Origin of the sequence: Pseudomonas sp. PvP089, assembly GCF_017875165.1 — a bacterium.
Lineage (GTDB): Bacteria > Pseudomonadota > Gammaproteobacteria > Pseudomonadales > Pseudomonadaceae > Aquipseudomonas > Aquipseudomonas fortuita.
Map to the genome: position 1 here is coordinate 662,701 of NZ_JAGGME010000001.1, position 13,338 is coordinate 676,038.

At 63.4% G+C, this 13,338-nt stretch carries 14 protein-coding genes; 3 read left to right on the plus strand and 11 right to left on the minus strand.

Annotated elements, in window-relative coordinates; translation table 11 throughout:
• Positions 1-33 precede the first annotated feature (33 nt).
• From arfA to leuS, 4 genes are all read right to left on the minus strand, one after another.
• Positions 34-198: an alternative ribosome rescue factor ArfA gene (gene arfA / locus J3A71_RS02990; protein WP_016489355.1), complete on the minus strand. Its 165-nt coding sequence runs from the start codon at positions 196-198 to the stop codon at positions 34-36.
• Positions 199-311: 113 nt separating this feature from the next.
• Positions 312-1,349, minus strand: coding sequence for a DNA polymerase III subunit delta (gene holA, locus J3A71_RS02995; RefSeq protein WP_016489354.1), 1,038 nt, complete (start codon positions 1,347-1,349; stop codon positions 312-314).
• 39 nt (positions 1,350-1,388) lie between these two features.
• Positions 1,389-1,994: an LPS assembly lipoprotein LptE gene (gene lptE / locus J3A71_RS03000; protein WP_016489353.1), complete on the minus strand. Its 606-nt coding sequence runs from the start codon at positions 1,992-1,994 to the stop codon at positions 1,389-1,391.
• Positions 1,995-2,055: 61 nt separating this feature from the next.
• Positions 2,056-4,662: a leucine--tRNA ligase gene (gene leuS, locus J3A71_RS03005; RefSeq protein ID WP_016489352.1), complete on the minus strand. Its 2,607-nt coding sequence runs from the start codon at positions 4,660-4,662 to the stop codon at positions 2,056-2,058.
• 228 nt (positions 4,663-4,890) lie between these two features.
• On the opposite strand from leuS, the gene J3A71_RS03010 reads away from it, so the two are divergent.
• Both J3A71_RS03010 and J3A71_RS03015 read left to right on the plus strand, forming a co-directional pair.
• Positions 4,891-5,205: a hypothetical protein gene (locus tag J3A71_RS03010; protein WP_016489351.1), complete on the plus strand. Its 315-nt coding sequence runs from the start codon at positions 4,891-4,893 to the stop codon at positions 5,203-5,205.
• 143 nt (positions 5,206-5,348) lie between these two features.
• Positions 5,349-6,110, plus strand: coding sequence for a YdcF family protein (locus J3A71_RS03015; protein ID WP_095116493.1), 762 nt, complete (start codon positions 5,349-5,351; stop codon positions 6,108-6,110).
• Between the two features lie 129 nt (positions 6,111-6,239).
• Here the strand turns inward: J3A71_RS03015 and lnt are convergent, their stop codons facing one another.
• From lnt to J3A71_RS03035, 4 genes are read right to left on the minus strand one after another with little or no spacing between them, the layout of a single operon-like run.
• Positions 6,240-7,757, minus strand: coding sequence for an apolipoprotein N-acyltransferase (gene lnt / locus J3A71_RS03020; protein ID WP_016489349.1), 1,518 nt, complete (start codon positions 7,755-7,757; stop codon positions 6,240-6,242).
• Positions 7,758-7,765: 8 nt separating this feature from the next.
• Complete coding sequence (locus J3A71_RS03025) at positions 7,766-8,605, minus strand: HlyC/CorC family transporter (protein WP_003249762.1); 840 nt, start codon at positions 8,603-8,605, stop codon at positions 7,766-7,768.
• A gap of 25 nt (positions 8,606-8,630) precedes the next feature.
• On the minus strand, positions 8,631-9,104 hold the full coding sequence (ybeY, locus tag J3A71_RS03030; RefSeq protein WP_023048414.1) for an rRNA maturation RNase YbeY: 474 nt from the start codon (positions 9,102-9,104) through the stop codon (positions 8,631-8,633).
• Positions 9,097-10,095: a PhoH family protein gene (locus tag J3A71_RS03035; protein ID WP_096426824.1), complete on the minus strand. Its 999-nt coding sequence runs from the start codon at positions 10,093-10,095 to the stop codon at positions 9,097-9,099. Before J3A71_RS03035 ends, ybeY begins: the two co-directional genes overlap by 8 nt.
• A gap of 232 nt (positions 10,096-10,327) precedes the next feature.
• Here J3A71_RS03035 and J3A71_RS03040 point away from each other — a divergent pair, with 232 nt between their 5' ends.
• Positions 10,328-10,654 carry a DUF1820 family protein gene (locus J3A71_RS03040; protein WP_016489346.1) on the plus strand — a complete coding sequence of 109 codons (327 nt, stop codon included), beginning with the start codon at positions 10,328-10,330 and terminating at the stop codon, positions 10,652-10,654.
• Positions 10,655-10,657: 3 nt separating this feature from the next.
• On the opposite strand, the gene J3A71_RS03045 is transcribed toward J3A71_RS03040, so the two are convergent.
• From J3A71_RS03045 to thiE, 3 genes are all read right to left on the minus strand, one after another.
• A complete protein-coding gene (locus tag J3A71_RS03045; protein ID WP_016489345.1) occupies positions 10,658-11,203 on the minus strand; it encodes a tetratricopeptide repeat protein in 546 nt (181 codons plus the stop codon).
• A 200-nt stretch (positions 11,204-11,403) separates the two neighbouring features.
• Positions 11,404-12,687: a glutamate-1-semialdehyde 2,1-aminomutase gene (gene hemL, locus J3A71_RS03050; RefSeq protein ID WP_016489344.1), complete on the minus strand. Its 1,284-nt coding sequence runs from the start codon at positions 12,685-12,687 to the stop codon at positions 11,404-11,406.
• A gap of 17 nt (positions 12,688-12,704) precedes the next feature.
• A complete protein-coding gene (gene thiE, locus J3A71_RS03055; RefSeq protein WP_016489343.1) occupies positions 12,705-13,328 on the minus strand; it encodes a thiamine phosphate synthase in 624 nt (207 codons plus the stop codon).
• Positions 13,329-13,338 lie beyond the last annotated feature (10 nt).

Sequence of the window (13,338 nt, forward strand, 5' to 3'; positions counted from 1 at the left end):
GACGACCATACCATGCCTGCGCTTGCGATGCTTTCATGCTGCCAAAAAGTAGGAAGCCTCCCAATCTCTCGATTGGAAGGCTTCGCGGCGGTAGCTGCCTTTGCCCTTGTCCGGTCGTTCCTGGCGGCAGCGGAACAGGGGTTGGGCAACGATGGACTTGGCCTTGTTGGGGCCGTGCTTTTTCGGCTTTTTGCTCATGGCGGGCTTCCCGGTTTGGGTGGGGTTTCGGGGCGCACTGTAGGGCTTGGGCTACGGGGGAGCCAATTGATTGTGTTTATGGCTGGGATCTTAGGGCCGCTTCGCGGCCCCGGCTATTCCGGAGGTAGCGCCAGGCGCTGGCCTGCCATCAACAGCGACAAGCGCGCAAGACCCGTCCAGGGCGATCCCTCGGCCTGGCCCTTGATCTGCGCATCGATACGCTGGGCATCCTGCAGCAACTGTGCCCAGCGTCGCGCCGACAAGCGTTGCAGGGCTTTGCTGACCAGCGGTCGGCGTTTGTCCCAGATCGGCGGGCGGGCCTGGCTGAAGGCCTTGTCCAGCGGCACCCCCTGGCTGAACTGTTGGGCCAGCCCGGCCAGTTGGCGCAACTCGCGAGCCAGGGCCCAGAGGATCACTGGCGGTTCCACGCCTTCACCACGCAAGCCCTCGAGCATGCGCAGGGCATGTGCTGCTTCGCCATTGAGAATGGCGTCGACCAGGCCGAAGACATCGAAGCGGGCGCTGTCGGCGACGGCGGCCTGCACGGTTTCCACGGTGATCGGGTTGCCATCGGCGAGCAGCTTGAGCTTTTCGATTTCCTGCGCGGCGGCCAGCAGGTTGCCTTCCACGCGCGCAGCGATCAGGTCGACAGCGTCACGTTGAGCCGACAGGCCGGCTTGCTGCAGCCGCTGGTTGATCCACTGCGGCAGCTGGTGCACATCCACCGGCCAGATCTGGATGAACTGGCAGTGCGCACCCTCGATCAAGGCCTTGCCCCACTTGGTCTTCTGCGCACTGCCGTCCAGCTTGGGCAAGCTGACCAGCAGCAAGGTGTCTTCGGCAGGGTTGGCGCAGTATTCGATGAGCGCAGCGGCGCCTTTGTCACCGGGCTTGCCCGAGGGCAGGCGCAGTTCCAGCAGGCGGCGCTGGGCGAACAGCGACAGGCTGGCGCCAGCCTGGAGCAGGGTGCCCCAGTCGAAGTTGGCGTCGGCACTGAATACCTGGCGTTCGTCGAAGCCTTGCTGGCGTGCCGCGTTACGGATGGCGTCAGCGGCTTCCTGGCACAGCAGCGGGTCGTCGCCGCTGACCACGTAGACCGGTGCCAGGGCGCCTTGCAGGTGCTTGTTGAGTTGGGCGGGGGCGAGTTTCATGGGAAACAGGTGAGGCACCCGAGGGTGCCCCACGCGGGCTTAGTTGCCCGGCACTTCTAGCGGCGACTGCTGAGGCGTTTCGGCCTGCTGTCGGCGAGCGGCCTCCAGTGCGTCGGCTTCGGCCTTGGCACGCTCGTCGGCCTTGCGCTGCAGCTCGTCCAGCTGGGACGGGCTCAGCATCTGCAGGCGGACAACCATGGCGTTGACCAGGTCGCGGCGCATTTCTTCACGGGCGCGGTTGGCTTCCTGCTCGGAACCGGTGACGTTCGAGCCGTCACGCACGTAGATCTTGCGTACCTGCAGCTTGTCGCTCAGCAGCTCCAGGTTGTTCAGGCCCTGGATGCTGTAGCTCAGATCGGTGGTCAGCTCGTACTCGGCGGTACGGTTGCCGCTGTTGTAGGTTGCCGAGCGCTCGCGCTCCTGCTCGTTGGTCAGCACCAAGCGGTAAGGCGCGCCAGCATGCACGTTGACACCGCTCCGCTCTAGTACCTTGCGCAGCTCGACCACTGTCGGGCCGTAGGCATTGCGTGCACTGACATCCATTTCCTTCACACTCAGCTCGGTAGAGCCGGTGCCGCGCAGCTGGAAACCGCAGGCGCTGAGCATGACCGCCAGGCCGATTACCAGCAAATTGCGTTTGATCATGTTGTTGCTCCCTTGTGGGCCTGTTCCGCCCACCCGCAGCCACTGCGGGTGGGCGTTTTCATCAGTTGGCGACGATGTTGACCAGCTTGCCCGGTACCACGATGACCTTGCGGATGGTGAGGCCATCGATGAAGCGCAGGACATTCTCGTTGCTGCGGGCGGCGGCTTCGACTTCTTCGCGGCTGGCCGCGGCAGGCATCTCGACCTGGCCGCGCAGTTTACCGTTGACCTGAACCACCAGGGTAACGGTGTCCTGCACCAGTGCCTGTTCGTCGACGCTCGGCCAGGCGGCATCGATCACCGACCCTGCATGGCCGAGGTGCTGCCACAGCGCGTGAGAAATGTGCGGGGTGATCGGTGCCAGCAGCAGGGTGACGGCTTCCAGGCCTTCCTGCAGCAGGGCGCGGTCCTGTTCGCTGGCCTGAGGGGCCTTTTCCAGCACGTTCATCACGGTCATCACCTGGGCGATGGCAGTGTTGAACTTGTGGAACTGGCCTACATCGGTGCTGGCCTGCTTGATGGCTGCGTGGATGGCGCGGCGGATGACCTTCTGTGCGTCGTCCAGGGCAGCGATATCCAGCTTGCCCGGCAGGCCTTGGCTGACGTGAGCCTGGGCCAGGCGCCAGACACGGCGCAGGAAGCGGCTGGCACCCTCGACGCCGGAGTCGGACCACTCCAGGCTCATGTCGGGCGGCGAGGCGAACATCATGAACAGGCGGCAGGTGTCGGCGCCGTAGGCTTCGATCATCGATTGCGGATCGACGCCGTTGTTCTTCGACTTCGACATCTTCTCGGTGCCGCCGATTTCCACCGGCAGGCCGTCGGTCTTCAGGCGGGCGCCGATGATCTTGGCCTTGGCATCGCGCTCGATCTCGACATCGGCCGGGTTGAACCAGTCCTTGCCGCCATTGCTGGCCACGCGGTAGTAGGTTTCGGCGACCACCATGCCCTGGGTCAGCAGGTTCTTGAATGGCTCGTTCGAGGTGACCAGGCCTTCGTCGCGCATCAGCTTATGGAAGAAGCGCGCATACAGCAGGTGCAGGATCGCGTGTTCGATACCGCCGATGTACTGGTCTACCGGCAGCCAGTGGTTGGCGGCTTTCGGATCGACCAGGCCCTTGTCGTAGTTCGGCGAGGCGTAACGGGCGAAGTACCAGGACGATTCGACGAAGGTGTCCATGGTGTCGGTTTCGCGCTTGGCTGCAGTACCGCATTTCGGGCAGCTGCATTCATAGAACTCAGGCATGCGCGCCAGTGGCGAACCGGCGCCGTCCGGCACCACGTTCTCGGGCAGGGTGACCGGCAGTTGGTCTTCCGGCACCGGCACGTCGCCGCAGGACGGGCAGTGGATGATCGGGATCGGGCAGCCCCAGTAGCGCTGGCGGCTGATGCCCCAGTCGCGCAGGCGGAACTGGGTACGCGACTTGCCCAGTTCCTTGCGGATCAAGGCGGCTTCGATGGCGTCGAATGCACCGGCGAAGTCCAGGCCGTCGAATTCACCGGAGTTGATCAGCTGGCCGTGCTCGCCATAGGCGGCCTGCCATTCGTTGCCGACTTCATCACCAGCGCTGGTGCGCACCACGGCCTTGACCGGCAGCTTGTACTTGTGGGCGAACTCGAAGTCGCGCTCGTCGTGGGCCGGCACGGCCATTACCGCGCCATCGCCGTAGTGCATCAGCACGTAGTTGGCGACCCATACCGGCAGCTTCTCGCCGGTCAGCGGGTGCTCGACCAGCAGGGAAGTGGCCATGCCCTTCTTCTCCTGGGTGGCCATGTCGGCTTCGGCAACGCTGCCGCTCTTGCACTCGTCGATGAACGCCTGCAGCGCCGGGTTGCCCTGGGCAGCCTGGGTGGCCAGCGGGTGCTCGGCGGCAACGGCGACGTAAGTCGCGCCCATCAGTGTGTCCGGGCGGGTGGTGAAGACCTTCAAGGTGCCTTCGTGGCCGATGCTGGCCTGGTCGTACGGGAACTGTACTTCCATGCCGCGCGACTTGCCGATCCAGTTGCGCTGCATGGTCTTGACCTGCTCAGGCCAGCCCGGCAGCTCGTCGAGGCTTTCCAGCAGCTCGTCGGCGTAGTCGGTGATGCGGAAGTAGTACATCGGGATTTCGCGCTTCTCGATCAGCGCGCCCGAACGCCAGCCACGGCCGTCGATGACCTGCTCGTTGGCCAGTACGGTCTGGTCCGCCGGGTCCCAGTTCACGGTACCGTTCTTGCGGTAGATGATGCCTTTCTCGAACAGGCGGGTGAACAGCCACTGCTCCCAACGGTAGTAGTCGGGCTTGCAGGTGGTCACTTCACGTGCCCAGTCGATGGCCAGGCCCAGGCTCTTGAGCTGGGTCTTCATGTAATCAATGTTTTCGTAGGTCCACTTGGCCGGGGCGACGTTGTTTTTCATCGCCGCGTTTTCCGCGGGCATGCCGAAAGCGTCCCAGCCCATCGGCTGCAGGACGTTCTTGCCCAGCATGCGCTGGTAGCGGGCAATCACGTCGCCGATGGTGTAGTTGCGCACGTGGCCCATGTGTAGCTTGCCGCTCGGGTACGGGAACATCGATAGGCAATAGTAGGTGTCTTTGCCTGGCTGTTCGGTAACAGCGAACGATTGTTGCTCGTCCCAGAAGTTCTGGGCGGCGGCTTCGATATCACGGGGCGTGTATTGTTCGTGCATGGCTACTTTTGGCTGAGAGAGAAGAGACCTTGTTCCAGGCAGCGGAACCTCGCTGCAACCGGTACTCCGGTGTCGTTTAGAGTGAACGCCGTAGCATACAGCAGCGTTGCGTATCGTGGGAAACCTTCGTTGCGAATGCCCGCTGGTCGCGGCAGGCGGCTGCTTTTCATTGCGCCGCTAAGCTCAGGTGTGGGGGGAGATATTCTTTATCTTCAATGAGGTGAACGGATGGGAGAGACGCAGCTACCCGCAATCAAGCCGGAGCTTTACGAGCGCCTGATCGACCGGCTTGGCCTGGCACTGGAAGCGGCCAGGACCTCGGTGCGATTGCGTGACGAGATGCCAGCCGAGCTGGAATTGCGCGGCCTGAGCCACGCCGAGTTCGAAGTGATCAAGGCCTACCTGGATGCAATCCCGGAGCGCCCAAGTGCCTGTGCCGGCAGTTACCCACAAGCGGAGCCGACATCGGCCAAGATCATCTGGCTCAAGGACAAGAAACGCCCCGCCAATGCGGCGAGATCCAGGACGCTGCCACATCGCTAGCCGTTCAGGATGCCAGCCGCAGGCCATCGCGCGCCGGTTCTGCAATATCACACAACCACACAGCTCACGATTGGCGCCGGTCGCACCCTTGTTGACCGGCGTCGATCCTTTTAGGCTGCACCCCTGCCAAGGAGGTGTGGCCGATGCCGATCCGATTCTTCATCAAACAATGGCTGATGCCGCCCGGCATCCTGTTCCTGCTGCTGCTTGCGGCCTGGTGGCTGCGTGCGCGGCGGCCACGATTGGCGGCGCTGTGCTTTGCCGTGGGGCTTGGTGGGCTGTGGCTGATGAGCCTGCCGCTGGTGGTACAGGAAACCGCCCGTATGCTGGAAAGCGAGCCGCCGTTGGCCGTGGGCGACTGGGGCGCCCTGGCGAGCCGGGCGGATGCCATTGTAGTGCTAGGTGCGGGGCGTGAGCGCGGTGACCCGGCCTGGGGCGGTAGCGACCAGCCTACGGCCACGGCGCTGGAGCGTCTGCGCTTTGCCGCGCAGCTGGCCAAGGCCTCAGGTTTGCCGGTGCTGACCAGCGGTGGGCTGCACTATGGCACGCCGCCGAGCGAGGCGCGGTTAATGGCGGATCGGCTGCAGGAGGACTTTGCGGTCGAGGTGAAGTGGCGCGAAGAGGCTAGCCGCACGACCTGGGAAAATGCCCAGCTCACGGCTAAGGTGCTGCAACCGTTGGGCATTCGTCGCGTAGTGGTGGTGACCCAAGCCTGGCACATGCAGCGCTCGCGCTGGAGCTTTGAGCAAGCGGGATTCGAGGTGGTGCCGGCGCCGGTGGGGTTCCTGGGGCGCGATCATGCGCGGCCGTTTGCCGGGCTGCTGCCGGAGAGCCGGGCGATGTGGCAGAGCGGGCAGCTGCTTAATGAAGTGGTGGGGTTGGTGGGGTATCGGCTCTTCTATTGAACCTTGTGCTGCCTGTGACGGCCTCTTCGCGGGCTTGCCCGCTCCCACAGAATTAGCGCAGCCTTCGAGGCGTGCGCAGTCCCTGTGGGAGCGGGCAAGCCCGCGAAGAGGCCTTCACAGGCAGCATCATCAGACGGTTTTGGCTATGCGCCCTGCCAGCAACGCCCAGCCCAGCAGCAGCACACAGACGATCGCCAGCGGCCACGAGCGCCATTTCAGGTATGGCGTCAATTGCTGCATCGGCACCACTTCGCCATACAGCACCGCCTGCTGGAATTGCGGCACTTGCGTGGTAATGCGGCCAAACGGGTCGATCAGGGCAGTCACGCCGTTGTTGGTGGCGCGGATCATCCAGCGGCCGGCTTCCAGTGCGCGCATCTGTGCCATCTGCAAGTGCTGCAAGGGGCCTATCGATTTGCCGAACCAGGTGTCGTTGCTGATGGTCAGCAGCAGGTCGCTGCGTGCGGCCAGGCCTGCGGCAAACTCGGGGTAGACCACTTCGTAGCAGATGTACGGCGCAACCTGATAGCCCTTGGCCTGCAACAGCGGCTGGTCTTCAGGCCCGCGAGCGAAGTCGGACATGGGCAGGTTGAAGAACTCGATCATGCCCCGCAGCATGTCCTGCAGCGGCACGTATTCGCCAAACGGCACCAGCTTCTGCTTGAGGTAGGTGCCATCGCCTTCACCGGTGACGGTAATGCCGTTGTAGTAGCGGCGCTGGTGATGCACCACTTCACGCACCGGCACGCCTGTGATCAGCGCCGAATGACGCTCGGCGGCGAAGCGGCCCATCACGTCGATGTAACCCTGGGCCTGGTCCTTGAGCACCGGCACCGCGGTTTCAGGCCAGACCAGCAGGTCCACAGGTTTGGAGCTGAAGCTCAGGTCACGGTACAGCGCCAGTTGCGCGTCGATGTGTGCCGGGTCCCATTTCAGGTCCTGCTCGACGTTACCCTGAATGGCTGCCACTTTCAGCGGGTCGCCTGCCGGTTTGGTCCAGGCATGGCCCTTGAGTGCCAGGCCCAGTGCCCACGGGGCCAGTAACAGCAGGCAGGCGACGGCCAGGAACGAGGGGCGGGTGCGCAGGCGGTGCAGGTTGCACAGCAGGGCTGCTGTAAGCGCCAGGGCGAAAGAAACCAGCCATACGCCGCCCAGCGGTGCCAGGCCGGCCAGCGGGCCGTCCAGCTGGCTGTAGCCGGCGTAGAGCCAAGGGAAGCCGGTCAGGAACCAGCCGCGGAAGGCCTCTTGCAGCAGCCACAGGGCGGCGAAGCACAGCGCGTCGGCCAGTGGCGCTTCATTGCGCCTCAGCCAGCGCGCCCACAGCCAGGTGGGCAGGGCAAAGAACCAGGCCAACGCAGCGAAGAACGCCAACAGCAGCAGGATCGCCAACAGCGGCGAGGCGCCGCCGTAGGTGTTCATGCTGACGTAGATCCACCAGGTGCCGGCGCCATACAGGCCGAAACCGAACCACCAGCCCCGCCACATGGCCTGGCGCGGGCTGAGCTCGCGCAGGCCGAGGTAGAGCACGGCGATGGACAATATGGCCAGCGGCCAGATGTCGAACGGCGCCAGGGCCAGAAGGGTGGAAGCACCGGCCGCCAGGGCCAGCAGGTTACCGGGCCAGCCGGGGCGGGTGATCCAACGCATGTTTGTCCTTAACGGGTGATCGGGGTCAGGCGCAGCAAGTGTATCCGCCGGCTGTCGGCGTTGAGAATACGGAACTTGTAAGACCCGATCTCGGTGGTTTCGTTGCGCTTGGGCAGGTGGCCAAAGGCGCTCATCACCAGGCCGCCGACCGTGTCGAACTCGTCATCGGAGAACTCGCTGTCGAAGAACTCGTTGAAGTTTTCGATCGGGGTAAGCGCCTTGACCAGGAAGTCACCGCTGGGCAGCGGCTTGATGTAGCTGTCTTCCTCGACGTCGTGCTCGTCCTCGATATCGCCGACAATCTGCTCCAGCACGTCCTCGATGGTCACCAGGCCTGCCACACCGCCATATTCGTCGATGACGATGGCCATGTGGTTATGGTTGGCGCGGAATTCGCGCAGCAACACGTTCAGGCGTTTGGACTCGGGCACGAAAGTGGCCGGGCGCAACAGGTCCTTGATGTTGAAACTGTCGCCGTTCTCCTTGAGGATCAGCGGCAGCAGGTCTTTGGCGAGCAGGATCCCGAGCACATCGTCGTGGCTTTCGCCGATCACCGGGTAGCGCGAGTGCGCGGCGTCGATCACCGCTGGCAGAAACTCGCGAGGCGACTGGCCTGCCTTGATGCTGTTCATCTGCGAGCGCGGCACCATGATGTCGCGCACCTGCAGGTCGGCGACCTGGATGGCGCCTTCGACGATGGTCAGCGCTTCGCTGTCCAGCAGTTTGTTCTGATGGGCTTCGCGCAGCAACTCAAGGAGCTCCTGGCGGTTTTTCGGCTCATGGGCAAAAGCCTGGGTCAGTTTGCCCAGCCAGGACTTTTGCCCGTTGCTCGATCGATCTTCGCTCATGGCGGTTCTCGTGATCCTTCGTGTTTCAGTGTGTGATTGAGTCGGTTTCATCGTCGGCATACGGGTCGGGGTGACCCAGTTCTGCCAGCAATTCCCGTTCCAGGCCTTCCATTTCTTCGGCTTCCTCATCATCGATGTGGTCATAGCCGAGCAGATGCAGGCAACCGTGAATGACCAGGTGCGCCCAGTGGGCCTCCAGCGACTTGCCTTGTTCGGCCGCTTCGCGCTCGACCACTGCTACACAGATCACCAGGTCGCCCAGCAACGGGATATCGAGCAGGTCGTCGGGTACATCGGCCGGGAACGACAGCACATTGGTCGCGTAATCTTTATGCCGGTAGGTGTGGTTCAGCTCACGGCCTTCGGCGTCCTCGACCAGGCGAATGGTCATTTCCGAGTCGGCGCTGCGCTGGCGCAGGGCCAGTTCGCACCAGCGGCGGAAGGCGGCGTCATCCGGGGCGGCAGCGTCCGTGGCCCGTTGGATATCAAGTTCAAGCATTTTTGCCGGGCGCCTCGGGCTTGGCCTGGTTGGCTTCGAAGCGGTCGTAGGCTTCGACAATACGCTGCACCAGTGGGTGACGAACCACATCTTTGGGCTGGAAGTGGGTAAAGCTGATGCCTGGAACGTCCTTCAGCACCTCGATGACGTGTGCCAGGCCGGACTTGGTGCCACGTGGCAGGTCGACCTGGGTGATGTCACCGGTGATCACCGCCGTGGAGCCGAAACCGATGCGGGTGAGGAACATTTTCATCTGTTCCAGCGTGGTGTTCTGGCTTTCGTCGAGGATGATGAAGCTGTTGTTCAGGGTGCGGCCACGCATGTAGGCCAGCGGGGCGATCTCGATCACCTGGCGCTCTATCAGCTTGGCCACGTGCTCGAAACCGAGCATTTCGTACAGGGCGTCGTACAGCGGGCGCAGGTACGGGTCAATCTTCTGCGCCAGGTCACCGGGCAGGAAGCCAAGCTTTTCGCCTGCCTCGACCGCCGGGCGCACCAGCAGGATGCGGCGCACCTGTTCGCGTTCCAGCGCATCCACCGCGCAGGCGACGGCAAGGTAGGTCTTGCCGGTACCGGCCGGGCCGATGCCGAAGTTGATGTCGTTTGCCAGGATTTCCTTCACGTAGCGCTGCTGGTTGAGCCCGCGTGGGCGGATGTTGCCCTTGCGCGTACGCAGCGACACGCTGACTTCGTTCACGGCCGGGTTGTCGATGTTCTCGACAGCCGACTCCTGAAGGTACAGGTGCACGGTTTCCGGCGACAGGTCGGTTGCCTTGGTCTCGCGGTAGAGACGGCGCAGCAACTGTTCGGCCGCAGAGGTGGTCTTGGGTTCGCCGATCAGTTCGAACTGATTGCCGCGGTTGCGGATTTCGATGGCCAAGCGCTGTTCGATCAGGCGCAAGTGCTCGTCGAACTGCCCGCACAGGTTGGCGAAACGGTGGGCCTCGAAGGGCTCGAGGATGAAACGATGGGGTTCTATGGGTGCGTTCAAGGTCGTTTTTAGCCGCTCGACGGCAATGGGTGTGAACTCAAGAATAACCCTTGAATGCCAGTGGCGAAAGCACTGAAACGTTCAACGGTATGTACTGCCTGTTCTGGCCTCTTCGCGGGTGAACCCGCTCCCACAGGTTGTGTGCATGACCTGTGGGAGCGGGTTCACCCGCGAAGAGGCCGGAGCAGGTATCATGCCTGCCTTTTCTTACGCATGTGTTATCCCTCCCATCATGAGCAAACGCGAACCTGCCATCTATAAAGTGATCTTCCTCAACCAGGGGCAGGTCTTCGAGATGTATGCCAAGCAGATCTACCAGAGCGACCTGTGGGGCTTCCTGGAAATCGAGGAGTTCGTGTTCGGCGAGCGCTCGCAGCTGGTGGTAGACCCGAGCGAGGAGAAGCTCAAGAGCCAGTTCGAGGGGGTGATCCGCAGTTTCGTGCCGATGCACTCGATCGTGCGAATCGACGAAGTCGAGCGCCTGGGCACGGCAAAGATCAGCGAAGCCAAGGGCGGCGGCAATGTGATGCCGTTCCCGATGCCAATGCCGGAAAAGTAACCTTCAGGGGAGCGGCGAGAACGGCGTGCGCCCTTCGGCGTTCTGCAGTTCCAGCAGGTATTTGCGGAAAATCTGGCCGAGCACCTGGGTGGCATGCTCCAGCTCGTCGCGGGGCATTTGCTCGGTCACTTCGTCGGCCATGTCCAATGCATCTTCGGCACCGTTGACCGCGGCCATCTTCAGCAGGATGTAGGCCTGCACGTTGTTGGCCTTGACCCCTTCGCCATGGAAGAACATGGCACCCAGACGGTACTGGGCGTCGGCCTGGCCTTGCAGCGAAGCCTTCTGGAACCAGTCCAGGGCTTTGTCGAGGTTTTTCGGCGTTTGCGTGTAGTAGTACTCGCCCAGTTCGAATTGCGCCTGGGCATCCCCCGCGGTAGCCGTCTGCTCGCAGGCCTTGAGGGCGTTTGCCAGGTCTTCAGGCTGAACATTCAAGGTGCAGCGGCCCGTCGCCGGAATCAGCAACGAGTTACCGCCCTCCGCCAAGGCCAGCAGGGGCTGAAGAAGCAACAGGCAGCCCAGGGTCAGGGCGCGGCCGGTGCGGTTCATGGGGATCGACTTACCTCTGCAAAGCTGCGGCCAATGTCTCTGGTGGCACATTATGGGATAAGCAGCGCCAACCTTACAAAGTTTTACTCGAATTTCTGCTTGGTTGGGGAAGTCAGCTGATTGTGCATGCGTAATTATTACCTGTACCGGCCTCTTCGCGGGGCAAGCCCGCTCCCACAGAGGCCGGTGCAGGCTGGCAATTACTTCAATGCAGCAAAGGCCTTTTCAGCTGCATCCAGGGTGATCTGCAGCTCCTTGTCGCCGTGGGCGATGGAGGTGAAGCCCGCCTCGAACGCGCTCGGTGCCAGGTACACGCCGCCTTCCAGCATCAGGTGGAAGAAGCGCTTGAAGCGTTCGGCATCGCTGCTCATCACGTCTTCGAACGTGACGATGTCGTCGGCGCCGCTGAAGTACAGGCCGAACATGGCGCCGGCCTGGGTGGTGACGAACGGTACGCCAGCGGCATCGGCACGTTGTTGCAGGCCATCAAGCATGCGGCTGGTGTAGTCGGTCAGCTCGGCGTGGAAGCCCGGGCGGCTGATCAGCTTCAGGGTGGTCAGGCCGGCGGCCATGGCCAGCGGGTTGCCCGACAGGGTGCCGGCCTGGTAGACCGGGCCGAGCGGGGCGATGCAGCCCATGATTTCGCGTTTGCCGCCGAAGCAGCCGACCGGCATGCCGCCACCGACGATCTTGCCGAAGGTGGACAGGTCCGGCTTGATGCCATAGTGGCCTTGGGCGCCGCCCAGGGAGACGCGGAAGCCTGTCATCACTTCGTCGAAGATCAGTACCACGCCGTGTTTGTCGCACTGCTCGCGCAGGCCTTCAAGGAAGCCCGGCGCTGGGGGGACGCAGTTCATGTTGCCGGCCACGGGCTCGACAATGATGCAGGCCACGGTCTGGCCGACCTCGGCCAGGGTTTTTTCGACCGCGGCAATGTCGTTGAACGGCAAGGTGAGGGTGTGCTTTGCAAAGTCTGCCGGCACGCCGGCCGAGCTTGGCACGCCTTGGGTCAGCAGGCCGGAACCGGCTTTTACCAGCAGGCTGTCGGAATGGCCGTGGTAGCAGCCTTCGAACTTGATGATGGCGTCACGGCCGGTGTAGCCACGGGCCAGGCGGATGGCGCTCATGGTGGCTTCGGTGCCCGAGCTCACCATGCGGACCATTTCCATGGATGGTACCAGCGAGCAGACCAGGTCGGCCATGTCGGTTTCCATGGCGGTGGGTGCGCCATAGGACAGGCCGTGTTCCAGTTGCTTGCGTACCGAGTCCAGCACGTCCGGGTGGCCGTGGCCAAGGATCATCGGGCCCCAGGAGCCGACGTAGTCGACGTAGCGCTTGTCGTCCTCGTCAACGACGTAGGCGCCTTCGGCATGCTTGAAGAACAGTGGCGTGCCGCCAACGCTCTTGAAGGCGCGGACCGGCGAGTTGACCCCGCCTGGGATGTGCTTCTGGGCTTTGGCGAACAGGTCTTCGGAACGGGACATGAAAGGTTCTCTCGAAATCAGGATGCGAACAAGGCGTTGAAGGCGCGGGCGCGGCGGGTGACTTCTTGCGCGCTGTCGGCACCGAACAGGCCATGGATCACCGCCAGCAGGTCGGCACCGTGGGCGACCAGCGGGGCGGCGTTGTCGAGGGTGATGCCGCCGATCACGGCAATCGGCAGTTTCACCTGGGCACGCGCCTGCTCCAGCAGTTCAACGTTGGCGGCGGGCGCGCCCGGCTTGGTAACGGAATTGAAGAAGCGGCCAAAGGCGACGTAGCTGGCGCCTTCACTGGCGGCCTGGGCGGCCAGCTCGAGGCTGGCGTGGCAGGTGGAGCCGATGATCGCCCGGCGGCCGAGCAGGGCGCGGGCCGGGGTCAGCGGGCCGTCAGTCTGGCCCAGGTGTACGCCAACGCCCAGGCGCGCGGCCAGTTCGGCGTCATCGTTGATGAGCAGCTGGGTGCCGTAGCGCTCGCAGAGCTTCATCAGCCCTTCGGCTTCACGCAGGCGGCGCGCCGCGTCGTCACTTTTGTCGCGGTACTGCAGCAGGCACACGCCACCTTCCAGGGCCGCTTCGACATGGGACAGGAAACGGCCAGCGAGCAGCTGGCTGTCGGTGATTGCGTACAGACCGCGTAGCTTCATCGAAGGCCTC